The organism is Larkinella insperata (assembly GCF_026248825.1).
In the GTDB taxonomy this organism is placed as follows: domain Bacteria; phylum Bacteroidota; class Bacteroidia; order Cytophagales; family Spirosomataceae; genus Larkinella; species Larkinella insperata.
In genome coordinates this window covers 1,353,170-1,374,149 of record NZ_CP110973.1, presented here as the reverse complement: position 1 = coordinate 1,374,149, position 20,980 = coordinate 1,353,170, and the positions used below count along the sequence as shown (strand labels likewise).

Below are 20,980 nucleotides of genomic sequence, written 5' to 3'. Positions count from 1 at the left end.
CGTAAATGGTTTCAAATCTCTTCGGTCTCACTTCTAACGTCATACCATTATGAACCTAACAGAACTCATTATAAAGGCCATTCTGATTCTCGTCGTCTTTGGCGTGACCCTCCTGATTGCCATGTATTCAACGTGGGCAGAGCGGAAAGTGGCCGGTTTTATTCAGGACCGTTTCGGTCCCAACCGGGCGGGACCGGGCGGTATATTCCAGCCGCTGGCCGACGCCGGTAAAATGTTTTTTAAGGAGGATTTCATTCCGTCGCAGGCCAACAAATGGCTGTTTATCCTCGGTCCGTGTTTGGCCATCCTGACGGCTTTGATGTCGAGCGCAGTGATTCCATTCGGAGAAAGCGTTCGGTACGAAGATCTGGTGGTGCCGGTGCAGGGCATCGAAATCAACATCGGTATTCTGTATATCTTCGGGGTGGTTTCCCTGGGCGTATACGGTCTAATGGTTGGCGGATGGGCCTCGAACAATAAATTTTCGCTCCTCGGGGCGATTCGGGCGGCTTCTCAGAACATCAGCTACGAAATTGCTTTCGGTCTGTCCATCATTGCCATTTTGATGATGACGGGTTCGTTGTCCCTCCGGGCTATGGTGGAAGCGCAGCACGGTATGGCCTGGAACGTATTCAACCAGCCGCTGGGTTTCATTATCTTTCTGACCTGTGCGTTTGCAGAATGTAACCGGACCCCGTTCGATTTGCCGGAGTGCGAAACCGAGCTCGTCGGTGGGTATCATACCGAATACAGCTCCATGAAACTCGGCTTTTACCTGTTTGCAGAATACATCAACATGTTTGTGTCGTCGGCGGTGATTTCAACGCTTTACTTTGGCGGTTACAACTATCCCGGTATGGATTGGGTTCGGGAAACCCTGACGAGTTCGCTGGGAGGAGCCTTGGGCCATAACCTGGCTACCCTGATTGGAACAATCGTGCTGTTTGGCAAGATTTTCTTCTTCATTTTCTTCTTCATGTGGGTCCGCTGGACGCTGCCCCGGTTCCGGTATGACCAACTGATGAACCTGGGCTGGAAAAGCTTTATTCCGCTTTCCGTCCTGAATGTGGTTGTAACGGGCTTTGGATTGCTGTATGATATCAAATACGCCAGCTGGGCCATTGTAATCGTAATGGTTGTGCTGGCAATGGTGTCGTCGGCGCGTGCTCCCAAACCAGTTGTTCAGCCCCAGCGATCCTGATTAACGTTCCCTACTCACTATGCAATTAACGAATCGATCTAAACAAGTCAGCAACAAGGAGATGACGCTAGCGGAGAAGATGTATCTCCCGGCTATCGCTCAAGGGCTGGCCATTACCATAAAGCACTTTTTTGGCAAGAAAGTGACGGTTGCGTATCCCGAAGTGAAACGGTACCTGGGACCGGTATTTCGGGGGCATCACGTGCTTAAACGCGACGAAGAAGGACGCGAACGGTGTACCGCCTGCGGACTCTGCGCCGTAGCCTGCCCGGCCGAAGCCATTTCGATGGTGGCAGCCGAACGTAAAAAAGGCGAAGAAGAGCTGTACCGGGAAGAGAAGTACGCAGCGGTTTACGAAATCAACATGCTGCGTTGTATTTTCTGTGGTTTGTGCGAAGAAGCCTGCCCCAAACAGGCCGTCTATCTGCGGCACGACCGGATGGTTCCCATCTTCACCGAGCGCGATCAGGTGATTTACGGAAAAGACCAACTGGTCGAGAAGCTGGACGACCGGTATGTCCGTACCAATCCGGATGTGCAGGCAACTCCTACCGAACCGTCTTTTTCCCGATCAGCCACGTAGATTGTCGTTTGAGGTTTGAGGTTTGGGGTTTACCGTTTGAGATAAGCCTTAAACGTTAAACCTCAAACCTTAAACGATACTTAAAAAATGAAGCCTACTGAAATACTTTTTTACGTTTTAACGGCAATTACACTGCTGAGTGCCTCCTTCGTAGTGACGGCCCGAAATCCAATCCACAGCGTACTGGCGCTGATCCTGACGTTCTTTACCCTGTCGGGCCATTATATCCTCTTAAATGCCCAGTTTCTGGCCGCTGTTAACATTATTGTTTACGCCGGCGCGATTATGGTATTGTTTCTGTTCGTCATCATGTTTTTGAACCTGAAAAAGGAAGACGAAGAGTCGAAAACAACGATTACCAAGCTGGCGGCTGTGGTCGTTGGCGGAGTAATGCTGGTGGTGATGGTAGCCGTATTCCGGGTGTCATCAATGGCAACCTATAACCCGGCGACTTACAGCGAGAAAGTGGGTCTGGTTGAAAATTTGGGTATCGTATTGTACAAGGATTATCTCCTGCCGTTTGAGTTGGCGTCGGTACTGCTGCTGGTAGCAATGGTTGGGGCGGTGATGCTCGGGAAACGCGAACCTGGCGATCGGCATTATTAAAAATAGAGTTCTTAAAAACAGAAAAAGGTCCGCCATACGGCGGACCTTTTTCTGTTTTTAAGGGAGGGCATTACCGCGATGTAATGATCTTACGCACCCCGAGGTAGCCACCCGTTGAGTTGTACAAAAGTTTTCCGGAATCTGAAGCAAAAATTGCACTGATCTGAAAGTCACCCAAGGCGCCCAGCGTGACTGGGGCCATCAAACTCAGCATAGATGACAACTGCTTCGGACTGTCGTAATACGGCTCATTGTAGGTACCAATGTTGTCGCTGTACGAAAGTTTACCCATCCACGCGACATTCCCAATCATACCGGATAAGCCGAAATGCAGCATACTGACGCGGTTGTTGGCAATGGCTCCGTTGGGCAGACCCGCCCGGACATCGACACCCGGTGTTAGAAATGGTGTTCCGATGGTGCGGTTTTTATAGGTCCAGCCATCAATGTACTGGGAGTGGTTGAAGTAATTATCCCGGCCCCGTTTCGACGGATCGGCCAGCACAAATTCGGGACCGCCCTGGCTCTTGGTATAGAGAAACTCCGTCAGGAACTCATTGATGCGAAAGAACGAACGTTCGGTGCGGGTATTTTTTAAGCGAAGACCGTTCAGACCGTCGCGAATGTTGGTCAAATAAAACAGGGAACCGTCGTCGTAGATGTTCTGGCGGTAGAGCAAAAGATTCGTCGACCCGAGGTCGAGTTCCAGTCCCAAATCAATTGTTCCCAAGTGATTACCGACCCGGTTTTCTTCAAAAGAAGACAAGGTTGGATCGAGCCGGGTGGCGCCCTGGTAGGCGGTTATCATGTACCAGTAACTCCGGAGGTTCGAAGGCAGGTAGCCGTCCGCGGAGATGTTGTTGTCAAGCCGTTCGGAGTAGCCCGCCCACTGAACCTGGTGGTTCATACCGGCGTACAATTTTAGCTTTCCAGTGGGTTTGCCCAATCGGGCATATAGTGCTTTCTGGTGCAGATACGTGCCGGTCACCAGCCGATCGTTCCCAAACCAGCCATGATTGTAGAAGGCCAGAAAAGACACAAAATTTTTCGTGAGAGGCAACGGAACAAAGCCCTGCGTACCGATCTGAATCACAGGAATGGGCAGCGTATTGCCCGACCAGATGTAGGAACCCGAGGTCAGCGTCGTATCGACCAAACCGTAAACGTTCCGACGACGCCCGGCGAACAGCTCGATCCGTCCAAAGCGGGCCTTTACGTAGGCTTCCGGAAGCAGCAACTTGGAATTTGTAGCCGCATTCCCCACAACTTCAACCCCGTATCCCCAGTCAAACTTCTTCTGACGAATGTTACCACTGTCTAATACGGGTTTGCCGTAATCCGAAGAAACGCCGAGCCGGAGCGTTCCGGCGGGCGTCGTGGTCGGGACGATGCCGAACTGATTAGCTCTCAGCCAGAAGGGAGTGCGTTCGCCCGATGAAAGGTAGGCGCCTACCTGGAAATCATACCGAGTTGTTTTAGGAAAATAAGCTCGCTGAGCAACAACCGGATTACAAAAACAGCAGACTAAAAAATATACTAATCCGGCTTTTATATTCATATTCAATACCTTATACAAGTTTATTTCCCCCGGCCCTGCATCATTACCCGAACGGTTTGGAAGATTAGCCAGACGTCGGTAGAAAAAGAAACGTTCTGTAGGTATTCAAGATCGTACCACAGGCGCTGAACCATCTCCTCCACGTTCTCGGCGTAGCCAAATTTGATCTGCCCAACGGAAGTAATTCCGGGTTTAACCATTAATAAATACTTGTATTCAGGCGATTTTTCGATGATCTGGTTGATAAAATACTGCCGTTCCGGGCGCGGGCCGACCACCGACATATCACCCCGCAGAACATTGTAGAACTGGGGAATTTCGTCAAGCCGGGTTTTACGCATGAACTGGCCCCAGGGGGTAATCCGATGATCTTTATTGCCTGCTGAAAGGGCCGGGCCGCCTTGTTCGGCATCGGGATACATGCTGCGAAATTTGTAAATGCGGAACGGTTTTCCCCATTTGCCGATTCGCTCCTGGGAATAAAATACCGGCCCTTTCGAGCTGAGTTTGGTGATTACGGCGATAACCATGAACAACGGCGCACCCAGCGAAAGAACACCCGCCGAGAAAAATACGTCAAAGGTCCGCTTGAACAGATTGACCCGCAAGTCATCTAGATAGTGCGTAGACATGCTGATTACCGGCTGAACATCGTGGTATTCAACCGTAACCCCTTTTGTCAGGAAGCCTTTAAAATCGACGATCAGTTTGACCTGATACTTCGCTTCTTCCGAAAAGTTCATGATGTCGCGCAGCTGTTCGGTATCAATGTAAGGCAAACAGCAGTACACGCAGTCAATTTCGTTGCGAACGATGTAATCCTTCAAGTAACTATAATCGCCCCGCAGCGAGGAAGCGTTGTCGGGGGTCATTTTATCAAAGTAACCGTAGAACTTGAAGCCGATCTCCGGGTACATCTGATAGAACGTCTGAATACTCCGGGAGAGCGGCCCATACCCCACCACGACAAATCGTCGGGTATTGTAACCCATGGCCCGGTATACTTTTAGCAGAATCAGGACAACCGAACGCCAGAGCGAACCGGCACAGAGAAACAGAACATAGGTGAGCAAAAGCTGCTCTCGGGAATAGGAGTAGCCGCCTTTCGTGAATACCCAGAAAACCGAAACCAGCGCAATATGCAGTCCAATTAATTTTGCCAGATCCACCAGCAGGTTCTGGATCGTAAAGGTCAGACGGGAAAAATTATAAGGCTTGTTGAGTAATAAAATCAGTAACCAGGCTGCGTTTATAAACCAAAAGAGCGTTACGTAAGGTACTTCAAAGAGGGATTCCGTTGTACCAAATTTCAGCCGGTAGGCCAGCGCAAAGCAGATATCGAGGAAAATAATATCCATCGTTGCGCTGAATGGTCGCAGTAGAAAAGAAAATCGGTGTTTCATAAGTAATTCGTTTGGAACGGCTTATACAAAGACAGACTTATTCGTCTGCCAAACCGCTCCCCCTGGATTCCGTAACAAATGAAAGACACTTATTATAAAGAGATCACTGGCTGGGGCAAACCCGGTCCATTAACTCTAAGTTCACCCTATTTGTACGATTTTCCGTAGAAAATTATTGAAAAATAAGTCATTTTTTATCCTAAGGGAAAATTAATAACTTAATTCCTGTGATAGTTCTATTTAATAATCAGATAGTTAAAGAGTCTAGCTTCTTGTAAAGCCTTCTCTTATCTTACCGGTGACATATTGTTCAAAGGCAAAACGAAAGTTTTCGTTGCTAAAGCCCTGAGCGTGTTGATGTATGGTAATTGGTTCAAATCGGTCGGCAGTTCGCTCAAACCGCTGTACGCATTCGATGAGGGAGGCCACCTCCTGCCGGTCAAAAAACAATCCCGTCTTTTGATCAACGACCGAATCCAGCGCCCCACCTTTACCGTATGCCAGCACCGGCGTTCCGCAGGCCTGCGCTTCAACGGGCATGATCCCGAAGTCTTCTTCGGCCGCAAAAACAAATGCTTTTGCTTTCTGCATATACGCAACCAGCGCGCTGTTCGATTGATAACCCAACAATTCAATGTTCGGGGTCGCCAGCCGTTTGATCTTCTCAAAGTCGGGTCCATCGCCAACGACCACCAGCCGTTTGTCGGGCATGGCCGCAAAGGCTTCAACGATCAGGTTGATTTTCTTGTAGGGCACCATGCGCGATGCCGTCAGGTAATAGTTATCCTTTTGCTGGCACAGGGCAAACTGCTGGGTGTTAACGGGCGGATGAATGACGTGTGCTTCGCGGCCGTAGACTTTTTTGATGCGCCGGGCGATGTAACGAGAGTTGGCCACAAAATGATCAACACGCTGCGCCGACTGGTAATCCCAAAGCCGTATATAATGCAGAATCAGTTTGGCAATGGCCCCTCCGAAGCCGGTTTTAAGTCCGCTCTCGCTTAAATACTGATGGTACAAATCCCAGGCATAGCGCATGGGCGAGTGACAATAGCAGATGTGAAGCTGATCAGGTCCGGTCAGTACGCCTTTGGCTACGGCATGACTGCTTGATATGACCACGTCGTAGGCACTGACGTCGAACTGCTCCACGGCCAGCGGCATCAGCGGCAGATAGGAGCGGTATTTTTTCTTGGCCCACGGCAATTTCTGGATAAAACTCGTCGTCGCGGTTTTATTTTGGATGAGCAGCCGCTGCGAGTCGGGCAAAAAGTCAACCAGGGTAAAAAGGTCGCTTTGGGGGTACAGCGCCAAAATCTGTTCGACCACACTTTCCGAACCGGCATAGGTCACCAGCCATTCGTGGATCAGGGCGATCTTTTTATCAAGCATGTTTTGACCAGAGAAGTGAGGAGTGACCAGCGATAGGGTAGGAAGTCGTTTCTTCCCGCTCTTACTCCATCGCTGGGGCGCTCTAAACTAATTTCGAAATGATACCGGCGAGTTTTTCGGCCGACTGCTGCCAGCTAAACCGTTCGACCCGCCCACGCCCTTTTTCAACCAGCGTCTTACGGAGGGCTTCGTCGCTGTAGAGTTTAACCAGACCGTCGCGAATGCTGCCAATGTCGTAAGGGTCCACGTAGACGCTGGCGTCCCCGCAAACTTCAGGCAGGCTCGTGGTGTCGGACACCAGCGTGGGGCAGCCGCACGACATGGCCTCGAGCGGGGGAATACCGAAGCCCTCGAAAAAGGACGGATAGGCGAAAAACAGGGCGTGCTGGTAAAGATTAACCAGTTGCTCGTCGCTCAGATAACCGGTGAAAATGATGGAAGGATCGTTTTCAATCAGTTCCTTAAGCCCAGAATCGGCAAAGACTTTGTGAGCCGCTCCCACAATCACCAGCTTCGTATCCGGAAATTTGGCCTGTTGAAACGCCTGAATTAGTCCTTTGAAGTTTTTGCGCGGATCGAGCGACGAAACTGCCAGGATGTATTTTCCGTACGGATTCTCGCCTTTTGCGGGCGGATACAGAAATATATCCGAGATACTCGGGTAAATGATATCCAGCGAAGACCGGGGAACGTCATAAAACCGGTGCAGGTCGTTGAGCGAATATTCGCTGATTGTTAGCACCTTATGAGCCGACCGGACAATGCGCGGAACGGTGAAGTTGTACAACAGCGAGAATTTTTTCGAAAACCACTCCGGATGCCGGTGGAAGGACAAGTCCAGCACCGTCACGATTTTGTTGTCGTAAACGATGGGGGCGGTGTTGCAGAGATTGACCAGCAACGGGCTATCCTGGCTTTGCAGATACATCGGCATTTCGATCTGCTCCCAGATGTAACCTTTGGTGCGGCCATAAACCGTTGCGCCTAAGTCGGTCGCAATGTCTTTCTGCAGAATATTATGAGGGGTCAAAAACGTAATATCCGGTACCAGATTCTTGAGCCGCATCCCGAGTTCGATGCCTACGCGCTGCGTACCCGTTACGGGTTGCGTCAGAAATCGGGCGTTAACGACAACAGATTTATGATTCATAGAGGCTTGTAATTGAACGGCGTAAAATTAGAGATTGCTTTCCACACTCCCGACATGAACCACGGAGTTCTTCTTTCTGGCGTCGTAATTTCGCTTCAGCATGTATAAACACAAGGCAATGACCAGTGGCAGGGCGTTGGAAGGTGACGTAATCCGGTGTTCGGTGAAACTCATGACGGACAGGTTGAAATACGAAACCAGTAAAAACTTTTGCACGATGCTTTCGGGCCCCTTGCGCAGGTACTGATACAGCGCGTACCAGAACAGGAGAAAAATTCCGAGGCCGATCAGCCCCTGCTCGCCCAGAATGTGCAGGTAGGAGTGGTGGGCGTGGGCATCGTTAAAAAGTTTCTTTGGCTGGTCGTTGAGGCTCAGCACGTAAGGAATGCCTTTGTATCGCAGGGGCGTATCGTTCACCGAGCCAAAACCCGTTCCGATCAGGGGAGAGTGCAGAAAACAATCGACCGCGCGGGGCCAGGTCTCAAGGGCCCGGATGGCGACGTTGGCCGATTTGGTACTGACCTCGCCAAAAAGCGGGGAGATGTACGTGCTGGCCCCACCTTCGCTCAGATCGGCATCGCGGACGTAGAGATCGTAAAGCGGATAGGTATACGTTAAAACCGCGCACTGAACGGCCACAATCGCAAACAGCGCAAGCCGGATCAGGTACTGGCGATTGGTGCGGTCAAAGAAATAAAACGCGAAACCGGCCATCAGTCCCAGCATGGACCCGCGCGAAGTGGTAGCAATCAGAAAAACAAAATTGACCAGAATCAGGAGCAGCCACTTCCGCTTTCGTTCCTGCAAAAATAGTACAATGTTGAGCGACAGCACAATGCTGATGAAACCGCCCGCCCCGTTGGTACTTTTGAAAAAGCCGTGAAAATAAGTTTCGGGATTGCCCCAGTCGGTAATGGCCGCAAACCGGGTCAGAACCAGATTCAGCATAAACGCCACCGCGTTGACGGCCGTAGCGAAGATCAGGAACCGCTTAAAAAGCCGGTCGACGGGAATATTGTACGAAAAAAAAGAAATCAGCAGCAGGGGTAGGTACGAAATAATGAAGTTACCGTCGTACCGGTAAAAACCGAAATTGGCCAGAGAGGCCGGAAAGTAAATCAGGATTCCCGCCAGCGAAAACAGAAAATAGATGTAGAGGTAATAAATAAACCGCGGAATCACGAAAACCGATTGGCGGAGAAACAGGTAAGGCAGTACGGCCAGGGCCAGCAGCGACGGTAAGGGGCTGATGAAGATCAGGTTGGTTACGGTTCCGAACAAACCAATCAGCAGAGCGATATAGAGCAAGGTGCTTATCCTCATTACGCGCGGCCCGTCAGCCGTTTGGTATACACTTTCAGTTTGTCTTTATACAGCCAGGTTAGGTATTGTGGCCGCGTCAGTATACCTTTTTCGTGCCAGAGGTGCAGATTTTCCCAGACGGCTTCGGCCTTGTGGGAAGCCCCCCCCTGACGGAAGTTACTGATAATGGCATTCAGTGGTATAAACCGTGTCTGGTTCTTCATTAAGCGTAACATCAGCTCGTAATCGCTTACGTACCGGTATTGCTCACTGAACAAGCCGTGGGTTTGGTAGAGTGAAGCCGGAACGAAGCAGGTCGGATGTTCAATGTTGCCTTTCGGGAGCTGGCTGGCGTGCGTCTGAATCAGGAAAGCTTCCTGCTCGTCCAGAAACGTTCGCTGAATACCGTGGTAAACGGCCTGCCCATGCGCCTGATAAGCCTTCACGACCCGTTCTACTGCGTCGGTTTCGTACCAGTCGTCGCTGTTGATGATACCAATCAGCTCCCCGGTTGCCAGCCGGATGCCTTTGTTCATGGCGTTGTAGATACCGGTATCGGGTTCGGAAATGTACCGGATACGGTCCGGAAACTGCCGGGCGTACCGCTCAATGATCGCGACGGTTTGATCGGTCGACTTGCCGTCCACCAGAATGTACTCGATTGACGCATAAGTCTGGTTCACCACCGATTGAATGGTTTGTTCAATGTGTTGCTGGCTGTTGTAACAGACGGTGATAATGGAAACCAGTGGCGGCATAAGTAAATACGAAGGCCCTTGAGCGGGAAACGATTCTTTTGGGTGATAATAGGCTGCAAAGATAGGAAATTGCGGCTCGGCTATTGAGCAGATTCCGGAGACTCTTTCTAAGCGGTAAAATGGTTATTGCAAACTCTGGTACAGATCAAGGGTTTCGCGGACGGTTTTTTCCCAGGAAAAAAGCGCCAATTGCTGCCGACCCAGTTGGCTCAGTTGCTGCCGCAGGGCCGAATCGGTCAGAACCTGCTCGACCGCCCTGTACATCGAATCGGCGTTTTCCGGGTCAAAATAAACGGCTGCGGACCCCGCTACTTCGGGTAGTGAACTCCGATCGCTGAGCAGACAGGGGCAACCGCACGCAAAGGCTTCCAGCACCGGAATGCCAAATCCTTCGTAGAGAGAAGGAAACGCAAATGCCAACGCCTGGCTGTACAACTTCCGCAGGGTTGCGTCATTGATCGGCTGCTGTTCGACGAGCTGCGTAAGGTTCAACTGTTGAAGAACGGCGGCTTCGCCGGGTGAAAAAGCTCCACCGCCCGCGCAGATAAGCCGAATCTGGTGTTGGCGCAGCAACGGAGCCACGGCCTGAATGAAAGGACCAAAGTTTTTGTACATTCCCCGGTTGCCCACAAACAGAAGATAAGGCGCGGAAGCAGCCACGCCGACGGAAGGGGTTTCCACCGAAACCGATGAGCCGAGGTAGATAACCCGGACGCGCTCCGGAGGAACGTTGTAATACTCCACCAAATCCCGCTTGGTATTTTCCGAGATGGCAATGATGGCTGATGCCTGATTGACAATCTCCTTTTTCCAGGTCATCACCTGATGATCGGCGGCCAGTTCAGGAAAGGTATTGCAGTACTTTTCGTGAATCATATCCAGAAAGGTTACCACAACGGGGCGTTTCCGGATGTGTTCAAGAAAATAGGGTTCGTAATAAGTAGCGTGGAAAACGTCGTACGACCGAAATTGCATCTCCAATCGGCAGAACGCCTTGTTTAACTTATAGAGGTAAGGCTGGGTTCTGGCAAATGGCTGACCGGGAAAGAAAGGCCAGGCCGGAAGATTTTTCTCTTTTAAGTGAGCGTTGTTGGACACCAGCAGGGACAAATGAGCCTGATGATCGTTAGGTTGCTGGTTGATGCCGGCAATCAATTCACAGAAATACCGGGAAATACCGCCGTAGTTTTGTTGGGAAAACGTTTGATGGTCAAAAAATATCTTCATGCAGGAATCTTTCAGGGAAGCAAATGCTTCCTGAAGGTGGTTTTCACGTTTTTCAAGCCGGGTTTATTCGTAATATTCTCCATTCTTTGTTTGATCCCGCTCACTTTTCGGAAAAACTTATGCAACGAATATTCGGTGGCCCGGCGGCTTTCAATCAGAAATCGGGGGTGAACGATCTCGGTCAGTGTCTGTAAAGGCTGATTCCCCGTCGACTCGGTGTCTTCTTTGGTGTGCGTAGCGTCCTGCCCAAAACCGATGTTGGAAATCAGGTTCTGGTTGGGGCAGACGCAGATACCACCGCTCGTCCAGATGGTGTAACACCACTGGTAATCCCAGGTGTCAATTTGCCCCGCGTAGACCCCGTCGAAGGCTTCCGTCCAGAATTGCTGCACTTTCTGATCCGTAAACAGATCTTTGATGACCTGGTTTTGGCGAAATTCAGCGTAGGACTGCATCGAAACGTCATATTTGGCCCAGGCCCGGCGCCACGTCGCCCAACCCCAGATGTGACAGATTTTCGAATAAAAGTACGAGCCATCACCGTGCCGCTGCCCGCCCTGGAAATTAACCCCGGAAATATGCATAACGCTCGAGTTATGCTGATGGTAGAGCAGCGTCTCCCGGCAAAAGGTAAAGAAGCTGGGGTCGGGCAGGCAGTCATCTTCCAGGATAATGCCCATTTCAACCTGCTCAAAAAACCAGGTAATCGCCGTACTGACCCCTCGTTTGCAGCCCAGATTCCGGGGTTGAATCAACTTGTACACCTGACAGGGCCAGTCGATCTCGTCGAGCAGGGCTGTGCACTGGGCGACTTGCTCCCGGTCGGTGGGGTGATTGGGACGGGGGCCATCAATGGCGATAAAAAGCTCCTTGGGTTGTGCCTGACGGATTTGTTCTAAGACTTTGCGTGCGTGCCGAGGCCGGTTGAATAAGATAAACAGAACCGGAATATCTAATTGTGTAGACACTGAGGGAGATGGCCTAATATTTTTTCAATTGCTAATTTCGCAATTAAGGTACAAAATAAAGGCGACGCTATCAAATAAGGTCTTTAAGTGGTTGTGTCTTCACGGAATCATATACTTTTTGGAAGTCTTGATCCAATAAAGGCCGGGCTTTATAGGAGTGGAATCGGTTGAATAACTGAACCTTTCTCGGGTGAGTCAACCACCGGAACCAGGTTGGATCAATGGATTTAGCCGTCATCAGGTGTAAATCGTGTCCGTCGCTAAACAGCTGCAAGCCAAACCGTTTAGCCAGCCGCTGTAGCGATTCCAGGCTATAAAGGGCAACGTGCTGCCCCGTTTCGGGAATGAAATACCACCAGGTTTCCGGAGTGACGTTCGGGTTGGGCTGAACTTTCGTGGAAAACAGGATGCTTTTCCCGGCCTGCAGCATCTGATCGACGGTAGCCACCGGGTCAGGTAAGTGCTCAAACACTTCAAAAGCGGTAACCAGCTCGTAAGTCTGCCCCGGTGGCTGATCGGTCATGTCGAAATGCTTGGCGAAGAGGTTCTCGCAATACTGGTCCTGCCGGATGAACGCAAAACCGCGGTCGCGCATCATGCGGACAAACAAGCCATAACCGCCCCCGTAATCCAGAAACGGCCCTTCCGGCCGAAACCATTTCCGGATGATGGCTTCAACGGTGGGAGCCCAGGTTACGTTCCGGGAAACCAGCCCGATATCCAGCGAAGTGATGGCCGATTCGTAAGCCTCGGGCAGCCAGTACGGGCTTTCGGTCTGAATAAAGCCGCACTCCCGGCAGCGGTAATAGGTGACATCATATTTGAACAATACTTTCACCTGGAAAGAGTCGTTCGATGGGGTATTGCAAATATGGCAGGTCATAAAGGCGGTTTCCTGGTCGTTGTGCTCGTAAGCAAATCCAAAAATAAAACTAATTTTTCAGACCCAGGCGTCTTTTCAGACTTTCTGTTTTTATGGCCATCCACCCCGGTTTTTTAAAGTAATTATTGGCTGAATAGTCGGTAGCCTGCACATTTTCAATTAGAAAGGCCGGATGTTTGACTTCCGTGATGGCTTGCAGCGGTTGGTTGGCGAGCGAATCGTTGTCGTCGCGGGTGTGGGTAGCATCTCCGCCAAAACCAATGTTGGTAATCAGGTTCCGGTTGGGATAAATGCAAAGACCGTTGTTGATCCAGATCGTGTACACCCACGGGTAGGCCCAGCTACTGACGCGCCCGGAGGCAACGCTGTCAAAGGCTTCAATCCAGAATTCCTGAACTTTAGGATCGCTGAAAAGGTCGGCAATTCGGTTCTGCTTGCGAAAAACAGGGTACGAATCCATCGAAACGTCGTACTTTTCCCAAGCCCGGCGCCAGCTCGCCCAGCCCCAGACGTGACAGATCTTGGTGTAAAAATAGGAGCCGTCGCCGTGCCACTGACCGTTTTGAAAATTCACACCACCTATGTGCATAACCGTTGCGTTATCCCGGTGATGGTGAAGGTTTTCCCGGCAAAAGGTAAAGAAGCTGGGGTCGGGCAGGCAGTCATCTTCCAGGATGATGCCCATTTCAACCTGCTCAAAAAACCAGGTAATTGCCGTACTGACGGCCTGGCGGCAACCCAGATTCTGGTCCTGTATTAACCGGTGAACCTGACAGGGCCAGTCAATTTCGTCCAGCAGGGCAATACTTTGAGCCACCTGTTCGGCATCCGTTGGATGGTTAGGGCGTGGGCCATCAATCGACACAAACAATTCCCGGGGCTGAATCTGCCGGATGCGGTTAAGTACCTGGCGGGCTAGATCGGGTCGGTTAAAGAGAAGAAACAGGATGGGTACGTCAAATTGCATCGGTACGTTGAGGTTAGGTAATTGGTTAAGAAAAAGCCTCTTCGCTTGATCACATTTACTTTGGTAACGCCGATTTTCAGGAAAGCAATATGAAATTCAGGCATTTTCGACGAAACAAAAAGAAAATACGGCTACCTTTTAAGACAGCATCCGGCCTTAAAAAGTTGCCCGTCGGCTCAATAAAATTAAGAAACTTATTGAAAAAGAGCAGGTTAAATTATTCGGCTGAGTTGGGCATACTGCCAATGCCGGGAATAGGCTGGCGATCGTGCGCCGGTTTGAAGTCAACCTGCCGCGATAAATAGAAAGAGGTTGTCGTTGTATAGCCGTTGATCGGATTAAAGCCGGCCATGTCGATTTCGATAAGGCCGGACTCGCGAAGCAGCTTCGATGGTTTCGGGTGCCAGTCCGCATTGTCAAGAATGAAAAAACCGGTCGACGACAGCCGGTCGCGGGAGTTGGCCGTGCAGTCAAAACGGTATTTCCCGTCAATAATGATGATATCGAACAGATCAGGAAACTGCTGAATAGCAGTGACATACTCGTCTTTGTTCTCGATCAGCCGGTAGTCGACGTTTTGCGGCAAACGAGTCCGAATGGTGTCATACCATTTTTTGTCGTCTTCAATTGCCACTACCTTCCGGCACCGGCTGGCCCAGAACAGGGTCGAGTTGCCGGAGCCATACTCAAAAACCCTTTTGTCGGATAAATCCAGCTGATTGATAAATTCAATGGCCGGATAGGTGTACCAGGGAATCGGCTTACTGCTTTTATCGATCGATTGCCACTTCTGAGCGCTTTTAAAATGACCAAATTCGTGGCTTAACGTTTTATAATTGTTGTAGCTGACGCCGTATTCATACGGCAAAACTTGCAGAAGTTTACCAATGAGGTATCCAATCATAAGCGTAATTAGTTGGGCCTGGGAACGTAATGAACTAGAGGCAAAAAAAAGGCTTATTGCTGGAAATAGAAAGATATTTTTATTCAGTAGGAGTTTGCTGATCTGTATGGCACTTTTTATCTAATTCAGACCCGGCCGGAAGCGTAGAAATGAAGAGCTAATGCTGCACGGTTTATGGCATCAAGGCGCGGAGTCAGGGTGTGCGTTTGAGCCGCTCCCGGAGCAAAGTCAGCTTGAACACATCCGCGAACGCTGCGGTCTGAACGAAGAAAACCGGACGCGCTTTGGCGATAAAAAAGTTTACGAAATAGGCCGTCGTCATTTGTGCAATGAGCGTCGCAATGGAAGTTCCGACAGCACCGTAGCGGGGAATCAAAACAAAGTTCAGCAGGATGTTGATCACGGCCCCGGCGATGGTTCGGACCAGCAGCAGACGTTGATGGTCGTGCAGGATAAACCAGTAGCTGCTGCCAACGCCCATAAAAACAAATACCGCCGACCAGATATGAATGACCAGAATATCGTCGACCCCTTCGTATTGCTGCCCGTAGAGCAAATTAATGATAAAGGGAGCCGCGAGCGTGATAAAAATTGCGATCAGGATGCTAATGGACAGCAGCAGAGTCAGCAACTGCCGGAAAGCCCGCTGAAACGCTTCTTCGTTCTGGGTTTTTAAACTGACGATGGTCGGGTAAAACGATGAGGTGATGGCCGTCGCAATAAAATACCACACTTCCGAAAGCCGTAAAGCCGCACTGAATTTGCCCAACTCCAGATCGGTTGCCAGTTCCTTTAGCATAAACTGGTCGGCCCGCATGTAGATAAAGATGAAAAAATCCGATATCATGATGGGCCAGGACAAATGCAGCAAGTACGTCGCCAGCCGACGGCTGAAACGCCAGTTGAGGATGTGTTGCCCTTCCTGCCGGTTGTAAATTAAAATCAGAATGAACGCCGATAAGCTTACCTCAACAAAAACAACCGAAGAGAAAGCCAGCAGGCTGAATTGATTGGCCAGAAAATAAACCCGTAATGCTGTTGATAAAAGGAAGGCAATGGATTTGGCAATAACGGAAAGCTTGGATTTGACGCGCGACTGAAAATGGAGGTCGATGACATCGGCACTCTGGCAAACCAGTACGGAACTGGTAAACAAAATCATGGCCTGCAAAACCGGCTGATCGCCGTACAGAACACGAACGGTAACCGCAATGGCAAACAGAGAGACCGTCCCGGCTACGAGCCGCAGAATGAAAGACGTTCCCAACAACTGGTTTTCGGAATATTCTCGGTTACGAACCAGTTCCGTCACCAGCACATTGGCGAGGCCCAAACCGGCCAGCGATGTGAGCACGGTTGGAAAGACGCTCGCAAAATTGAGTAAGCCGAATTGAGACGGTCCCAAATACCGCGCCGACCACACGCCAACCAGCAAAGCCGTGGCCATCCGAAAAATGCGGTCGAAGAAAACCCATCCAGCATTGGCAAAAGCTCTTCGGGCTGTTGCGCTCAGCTTTTTGGGAGGTGAATCAATCATAAAGTTCTGTTAATCAGGAACCGTCGGAAGAGCTACACCACTGAGCTGGGCCTCAACCATCAGCCGGGCTACGTCTTCCATCTTGTGCTTGGCCACCCAGCCAAAATGCCATAAGGCTTTGGCAGGATTGGCATTTCCTTCGGCCAGGTCGGTGGGGCGGAAAAACGACGGATCGATCTGCACGTACTCTTCCCAGTCCAGATTTACCTGCTCGAACACGATGCGGATGAAATCCTTGAGTTTGCGGGTATGTCCCGTAGCAATCACGTAATCGTCGGGCTTGTCCTGCTGGAGCATCAGCCACATCGCTTCCACGTAATCGGGCGCCCAGCCCCAGTCGCGGGCGATGTCAATGTTCCCGAGCGTCAGTTTTTCATCACTGCCTTTCGCAATCCGGCAGGCGGTTGCTACGATTTTCTGCGTTACAAACCGTTCGGGGCGCAGGGGAGATTCGTGGTTGAAAAGTATACCGGTGCTGGCAAAAAGCTGGTAGGCTTCCCGGTAATTGGCAACCTGCCAGAATGCCGCGGCTTTGGCTACCCCGTACGGACTGCGGGGCCGGAACGGTGTCTCTTCGTTGGCGGCCAACCGGCCCGTGTCGCCGAACGACTCACTGGAGCCGGCGTTGTACAACCGGATCGGCAGGTCGCTGAACCGAATGGCTTCCAGCAGATTTAGGGTGCCCACGCTGATGCTTTCCAGGGTCTCGACGGGTTGTTCAAACGACAGCCCCACCGAGCTCTGGCCCGCCAGGTTATACACTTCGTCGGGCCGGATTTTCAACAGCGTCTGCAACACACTGCGAAAATCGTTGATGTTGACCGATACCAGCTTCACCTGCGGCCGGATGTTCAGCCGGTTCAGGTTCCCGAACGACGACATCTGGGCATCGCGCGAACCGCCGTATACCTCATAGCCTTTTTGCAGCAGCAAATGCGCCAGATACGCACCATCCTGCCCTGAGACACCACAAATCAATGCTTTTTTCATAGTTCGCTATTCTTTATACGGTACGGTGGCTCGTTCTAAAATCATTTTCGCCAGTGTCCAGCCCAGGCCCGCGAAGACCCCCGCGGCTATGGCGGCCACAATAATCAACATCCGCTTCGGGCCATTGGGTCGCAATGGAATCCGGGGTGGTTCCAGCATTTTAAAAACGGGCGTCTCTTCCTGGACCCTGATTTTGGTTTGCTCCAACTGCCGGGACAAATCGTTAAAAACGTTTTGGGCCAGCATGTAGTCCGCCTGTAACCGTTGTTCCGAAATGCGGGCCAGACCGCTGTATAGACTTCGGTTGCGGTCTCGGTAGCTTTCCAGCTCGTATTCGGCGGCCTGATACCGTCGCCGGGCCTGTTCGACCTGCTGAACCAGAAACCGTTCCTGATTCCGAACCTTCTGCGTCCGGTAGCTGGTGATGTAATTCGTCAGGTATTCGAGCGACAGGCGGGCGACGGTGGCAGCCACCACGGGGTCGGGCATGATCACTTCGATGGTTACCATCCCGGTTCGGCGTTCGTAGGTCGTCGTAATCCGGCTGATCAGCATAGCGGCCAATCCTTCCTGCTCGGGCGTGATCTGCAAGGCCTTGCTGTAATTTTTGGGATCAGGCAGGGGCACCGAAGCCGGTTTTGAATCGGCCGGTGTATCGCCGTTGCTACCAACCAGCCGTTGGAAAGCCGTCTGCTGTCCCTGGCGTTTCAGGTACGTTTGCAGCGGCATGGTTGCTCCGTAGTTTTTGGAATATACCGGTTGCTTCAGCACCTGCAGGGCGAACGGTAAACTTTGCAGCACATTGGGGTACAAATCAGGACGAATAACGTCACTACCGGCGTTTTCCAGGTTGATCCCGGCCAGACCCGCCAGCGATCCAAGACCACCGGCCCCGCCCGAACTTCCCGTTGCCACTTCGGGCATGACGATTACCTGCGATTTGTAATCATCCGGTTTGGAAAAGGCGTAGTAAAGTCCGACCACCGTACTCAAGGCGGCAAACAACAGCACCGCCCGGCGGCTGCGCCGTAAAAACTTACCAATATCACCCGGCCGGATCTGGATCAGGTCATCCTCCATTTCGGAGCCTGCGGCTGGTTTTTGCGTTGTTACTGACATGAAGCGACCTGATAGACGTGGCGCTGAATAAAATTATTGAAACAATCGGGCTAGGTTGAGAACGGCGGTGGCCAGCGTAACCGTCATGGTACCAATCACCGTAATCAAGCCAACGCGCTCACCGGGTGTCAAACGCCGTTCTTCGGTTAGCGGTCCAAATGGAACAATCACCCGCGAACCCGGTTCAACTTTTGGGTATTTTCTGAAAAACAAAAACCGTTTGGTCCGGTCTTTCAGGCCGTTGGCGTAAACTATGTACGATCTTTTGTGCCGCGCATTGTCGGTATAGCCACCGGCCTGCGTGACATAATCCCTGAAATTAAAGCCTTCGGTAAAGCCCACCGTCGACGGATTGAGAACGGCGCCTTCAATGGTAACAACTTCGGGCCGCTTGGGAATAATCAGCGAATCGCCGACTTCCAGCAGCAAATTGCCCGGCACCCCCGGATCCTCCAGGATGGCCCCCAGGTCGGTGGCAATGACGGTTCCGCGCCGGGAAAACCGGGCTCCGGGCAGAAACGCTTCGGGCTTCAGCCCACCCACACGCCGGAGCACATCCGAAATGCGTTCGGACCGGGACTCAATGGCGTAGTTGCCCGGGTGCATCACCTCGCCAAACACGGCAACATTTTGCTGAAGTTCATAACGGGGTGAAGTCCGGACGTAGACCACATCAAACGGTTTGAGCAGAAACCGCGCTTCGGACGGTTGAAGCTGCAAGTCGCGGTCAATGGCAAATTGAAAAATCTGAACGGTTTCACGACCCGTCATTTTAGTGGTATCCTCCCGAATCCGCCGGGCCACTTCAATCCGGGTGGGCGTTGCTCCCTCCTGAAAACCGCCTGCCAGCGCAATCAGGTCGGTTACGGTCAGGTTGCTAATAAACGGCAGGGTATCGGGCCGGTTGACCGCTCCCTCAATGCTGACGTAGTACGGCTCCCGCAGATCGCGAACGGCGTAAATGTGCACGCTATCCTGCCGCATCAGGGGCAGGTCTTCCGTTTCGTTTCGCATCAGCCGCCCCACATCGAACGGAATGGCTTCCAGGTCCATGTTCTCGCGTTCCCGGTACAAGACTGCCCGGTTCAGAAAGGCGTCTTTCCGTAGCCCTTCGGCCCGGCTGATGAGGGAACGTACCGACGTAATGTCATCCCCCAGCGCGTAATCGCCCGGACGCATCACGGCGCCCGTCAACTGGACCCGGTTTTCGTAGCGGCCCAGAATTTCACCGATCGTGTAGCGGTCGCCCGACTGAGGGACAAAGGCAGCGATCTGTTCCTGGGTAATGGTTGAAATGCGTAACTCGCGCGGAGTGTTCCGGCGCAGCGTTAGCGAAAAGGTGTAGGCCCGGTCGGTAAAACCACCGGCAAAACCGAGCACGTTTTTGAGCGTTTCGCCCGGTTTGACTTCATAAATGGCGGGGCGTTTGACTTGCCCGAGCACCTCCACCCGAACGCCGTAGTCGTTGACCCGGATCACATCCTGATCCAGCAGCCGTATATCGTCTTTTTTGTCGGCCCGAAGCAGATAATCGTACAGGTCGATGGTCCGGATCACCCGGTTGTTGCGAATGACCTGAATATCGCGGAAAGACCCCGTTTCGGGATTGGGTCCGCCCGCCAGATACAGCGCGTTGAAAGCCGTTGCCAGTGATGAAATCGTGTAGGTGCCCGGCACCAGGACTTCACCAACCAGCGTCACCCGGATGCTGCGGATGTTGCCCAGGGTCACGGACGCGTAGGTGCCGCTGCCGGGCCGGTTCAGTCCCTGATAAGCCTGCCGGAGCCGCCCGATAATCCGCTGTTCGGCCTGCTCGATGGTAAGGCCGCTTACAAAAATAGGAGCCAGATTGAGCATCCGGACCGATCCTTCGGGGCTTACGGGCAGCCGGAAGCTTTCGGAGGAATTTCCGTAAATCTCTACCACCAGTTCGTCGTCGGGGCCGACCACGTAGTTCCGGGGGGTTGCAATTCGCAGGTTTGGCTCGAAGGTCAGGCTCGTGCCCTTGAATAATGAAGAACCGAAAATGTAGGGTCGGCGGACGGTGTCGCGTCGCAGCATATTCAGGCTATCGCTTAGCGCGTAAGGCCGTTGGGACAGCGAGCCCTGCTGCGCCCGGTTGATGAGTGTATCGACGGATAGCTGGCCCGACCGATTGGATTGCTGCTTGATTTTGGCCATTCGTTGCCGCATTTTAGCAATGTCGCTGACGGTATATCCCTGCGACATGGCCGCCTGCTCGATCTGCATTTCGGTCAGGCCGCTGGCCTGGGCCCGCTGGTAAAATTCAATAATCTGTTCGTCGTTCAGTTGATCGGCCCGCGAGGGCTGCTGGGCAAAAGCTGCGCTGGCTATCAGCAGCATGAAAACGAAGAACAGCACAGGAAGTTGCTGCAACAGCAAAAACGAAGGGGTACGACGCGTTGAGAAAT

Annotated in this window: 18 protein-coding genes; 3 read left to right on the top strand and 15 right to left on the bottom strand. The window is 51.8% G+C overall.

Features of this window, described 5'->3' with window-relative positions; translation table 11 throughout:
- Positions 1 to 49: 49 nt before the first annotated feature.
- The 3 genes from nuoH (at position 50) to OQ371_RS05525 (ending at position 2,390) form a co-directional block, all read left to right on the top strand.
- Entirely contained in the window at positions 50 to 1,201 is a 1,152-nt protein-coding gene (nuoH, locus tag OQ371_RS05535) for an NADH-quinone oxidoreductase subunit NuoH (protein ID WP_265992790.1), read from the top strand.
- Between the two features lie 19 nt (positions 1,202 to 1,220).
- The gene (locus OQ371_RS05530; protein WP_265992789.1) at positions 1,221 to 1,784 is read left to right on the top strand and encodes a NuoI/complex I 23 kDa subunit family protein; all 564 of its coding nucleotides are present in this window, start codon (positions 1,221 to 1,223) and stop codon (positions 1,782 to 1,784) included.
- 87 nt (positions 1,785 to 1,871) lie between these two features.
- Complete coding sequence (locus OQ371_RS05525; protein WP_265992788.1) at positions 1,872 to 2,390, top strand: NADH-quinone oxidoreductase subunit J family protein; 519 nt, start codon at positions 1,872 to 1,874, stop codon at positions 2,388 to 2,390.
- A gap of 70 nt (positions 2,391 to 2,460) precedes the next feature.
- Here the strand turns inward: OQ371_RS05525 and OQ371_RS05520 are convergent, their stop codons facing one another.
- From OQ371_RS05520 to OQ371_RS05450, 15 genes are all read right to left on the bottom strand, one after another.
- Entirely contained in the window at positions 2,461 to 3,948 is a 1,488-nt protein-coding gene (locus OQ371_RS05520; RefSeq protein WP_265992787.1) for a capsule assembly Wzi family protein, read from the bottom strand.
- Between the two features lie 20 nt (positions 3,949 to 3,968).
- Positions 3,969 to 5,351: an exopolysaccharide biosynthesis polyprenyl glycosylphosphotransferase gene (locus tag OQ371_RS05515; protein ID WP_265992786.1), complete on the bottom strand. Its 1,383-nt coding sequence runs from the start codon at positions 5,349 to 5,351 to the stop codon at positions 3,969 to 3,971.
- Positions 5,352 to 5,615: 264 nt separating this feature from the next.
- On the bottom strand, positions 5,616 to 6,743 hold the full coding sequence (locus OQ371_RS05510) for a glycosyltransferase family 4 protein (RefSeq protein WP_265992785.1): 1,128 nt from the start codon (positions 6,741 to 6,743) through the stop codon (positions 5,616 to 5,618).
- Positions 6,744 to 6,825: 82 nt separating this feature from the next.
- Positions 6,826 to 7,893, bottom strand: a complete 1,068-nt coding sequence (locus OQ371_RS05505) for a glycosyltransferase family 4 protein (RefSeq protein WP_265992784.1) — start codon at positions 7,891 to 7,893, stop codon at positions 6,826 to 6,828.
- 27 nt (positions 7,894 to 7,920) lie between these two features.
- Positions 7,921 to 9,201 (bottom strand): O-antigen ligase family protein, encoded by a 1,281-nt coding sequence (locus OQ371_RS05500; protein WP_265992783.1) that lies wholly within the window; start codon positions 9,199 to 9,201, stop codon positions 7,921 to 7,923.
- 14 nt (positions 9,202 to 9,215) lie between these two features.
- Positions 9,216 to 10,016, bottom strand: coding sequence for a glycosyltransferase family 2 protein (locus tag OQ371_RS05495; RefSeq protein ID WP_510186337.1), 801 nt, complete (start codon positions 10,014 to 10,016; stop codon positions 9,216 to 9,218).
- Positions 10,017 to 10,076: 60 nt separating this feature from the next.
- Entirely contained in the window at positions 10,077 to 11,180 is a 1,104-nt protein-coding gene (locus tag OQ371_RS05490) for a glycosyltransferase family 4 protein (protein WP_265992781.1), read from the bottom strand.
- Between the two features lie 11 nt (positions 11,181 to 11,191).
- Positions 11,192 to 12,148 (bottom strand): nucleotide-diphospho-sugar transferase, encoded by a 957-nt coding sequence (locus tag OQ371_RS05485; protein ID WP_265992780.1) that lies wholly within the window; start codon positions 12,146 to 12,148, stop codon positions 11,192 to 11,194.
- 70 nt (positions 12,149 to 12,218) lie between these two features.
- Entirely contained in the window at positions 12,219 to 13,031 is an 813-nt protein-coding gene (locus OQ371_RS05480) for a class I SAM-dependent methyltransferase (RefSeq protein WP_265992779.1), read from the bottom strand.
- Between the two features lie 49 nt (positions 13,032 to 13,080).
- Positions 13,081 to 13,998 carry a nucleotide-diphospho-sugar transferase gene (locus OQ371_RS05475; protein WP_265992778.1) on the bottom strand — a complete coding sequence of 306 codons (918 nt, stop codon included), beginning with the start codon at positions 13,996 to 13,998 and terminating at the stop codon, positions 13,081 to 13,083.
- A gap of 217 nt (positions 13,999 to 14,215) precedes the next feature.
- The gene (locus tag OQ371_RS05470) at positions 14,216 to 14,902 is read right to left on the bottom strand and encodes an O-methyltransferase (protein WP_265992777.1); all 687 of its coding nucleotides are present in this window, start codon (positions 14,900 to 14,902) and stop codon (positions 14,216 to 14,218) included.
- A 193-nt stretch (positions 14,903 to 15,095) separates the two neighbouring features.
- Positions 15,096 to 16,439 (bottom strand): flippase, encoded by a 1,344-nt coding sequence (locus OQ371_RS05465; RefSeq protein WP_265992776.1) that lies wholly within the window; start codon positions 16,437 to 16,439, stop codon positions 15,096 to 15,098.
- Between the two features lie 9 nt (positions 16,440 to 16,448).
- Positions 16,449 to 17,429, bottom strand: a complete 981-nt coding sequence (locus OQ371_RS05460; RefSeq protein ID WP_265992775.1) for a GDP-mannose 4,6-dehydratase — start codon at positions 17,427 to 17,429, stop codon at positions 16,449 to 16,451.
- A 6-nt stretch (positions 17,430 to 17,435) separates the two neighbouring features.
- A complete protein-coding gene (locus OQ371_RS05455) occupies positions 17,436 to 18,548 on the bottom strand; it encodes a GNVR domain-containing protein (protein WP_265992774.1) in 1,113 nt (370 codons plus the stop codon).
- Between the two features lie 33 nt (positions 18,549 to 18,581).
- Positions 18,582 to 20,912, bottom strand: a complete 2,331-nt coding sequence (locus OQ371_RS05450; RefSeq protein WP_265994267.1) for an SLBB domain-containing protein — start codon at positions 20,910 to 20,912, stop codon at positions 18,582 to 18,584.
- Positions 20,913 to 20,980: the final 68 nt, after the last annotated feature.

Bases quoted from the DNA above. Each gene is read 5' to 3' on its own strand.
- nuoH (WP_265992790.1), top strand. From the start codon at position 50: ATGAACCTAACAGAACTCATTATAAAGGCCATTCTGATTCTCGTCGTC.
- OQ371_RS05530 (WP_265992789.1), top strand. From the start codon at position 1,221: ATGCAATTAACGAATCGATCTAAACAAGTCAGCAACAAGGAGATGACG.
- OQ371_RS05525 (WP_265992788.1), top strand. From the start codon at position 1,872: ATGAAGCCTACTGAAATACTTTTTTACGTTTTAACGGCAATTACACTG.
- OQ371_RS05520 (WP_265992787.1), bottom strand. From the start codon at position 3,948: ATGAATATAAAAGCCGGATTAGTATATTTTTTAGTCTGCTGTTTTTGT.
- OQ371_RS05515 (WP_265992786.1), bottom strand. From the start codon at position 5,351: ATGAAACACCGATTTTCTTTTCTACTGCGACCATTCAGCGCAACGATG.
- OQ371_RS05510 (WP_265992785.1), bottom strand. From the start codon at position 6,743: ATGCTTGATAAAAAGATCGCCCTGATCCACGAATGGCTGGTGACCTAT.
- OQ371_RS05505 (WP_265992784.1), bottom strand. From the start codon at position 7,893: ATGAATCATAAATCTGTTGTCGTTAACGCCCGATTTCTGACGCAACCC.
- OQ371_RS05490 (WP_265992781.1), bottom strand. From the start codon at position 11,180: ATGAAGATATTTTTTGACCATCAAACGTTTTCCCAACAAAACTACGGC.
- OQ371_RS05480 (WP_265992779.1), bottom strand. From the start codon at position 13,031: ATGACCTGCCATATTTGCAATACCCCATCGAACGACTCTTTCCAGGTG.
- OQ371_RS05475 (WP_265992778.1), bottom strand. From the start codon at position 13,998: ATGCAATTTGACGTACCCATCCTGTTTCTTCTCTTTAACCGACCCGAT.
- OQ371_RS05470 (WP_265992777.1), bottom strand. From the start codon at position 14,902: ATGATTGGATACCTCATTGGTAAACTTCTGCAAGTTTTGCCGTATGAA.
- OQ371_RS05465 (WP_265992776.1), bottom strand. From the start codon at position 16,439: ATGATTGATTCACCTCCCAAAAAGCTGAGCGCAACAGCCCGAAGAGCT.
- OQ371_RS05460 (WP_265992775.1), bottom strand. From the start codon at position 17,429: ATGAAAAAAGCATTGATTTGTGGTGTCTCAGGGCAGGATGGTGCGTAT.
- OQ371_RS05455 (WP_265992774.1), bottom strand. From the start codon at position 18,548: ATGTCAGTAACAACGCAAAAACCAGCCGCAGGCTCCGAAATGGAGGAT.
- OQ371_RS05450 (WP_265994267.1), bottom strand. From the start codon at position 20,912: ATGCTGCTGATAGCCAGCGCAGCTTTTGCCCAGCAGCCCTCGCGGGCC.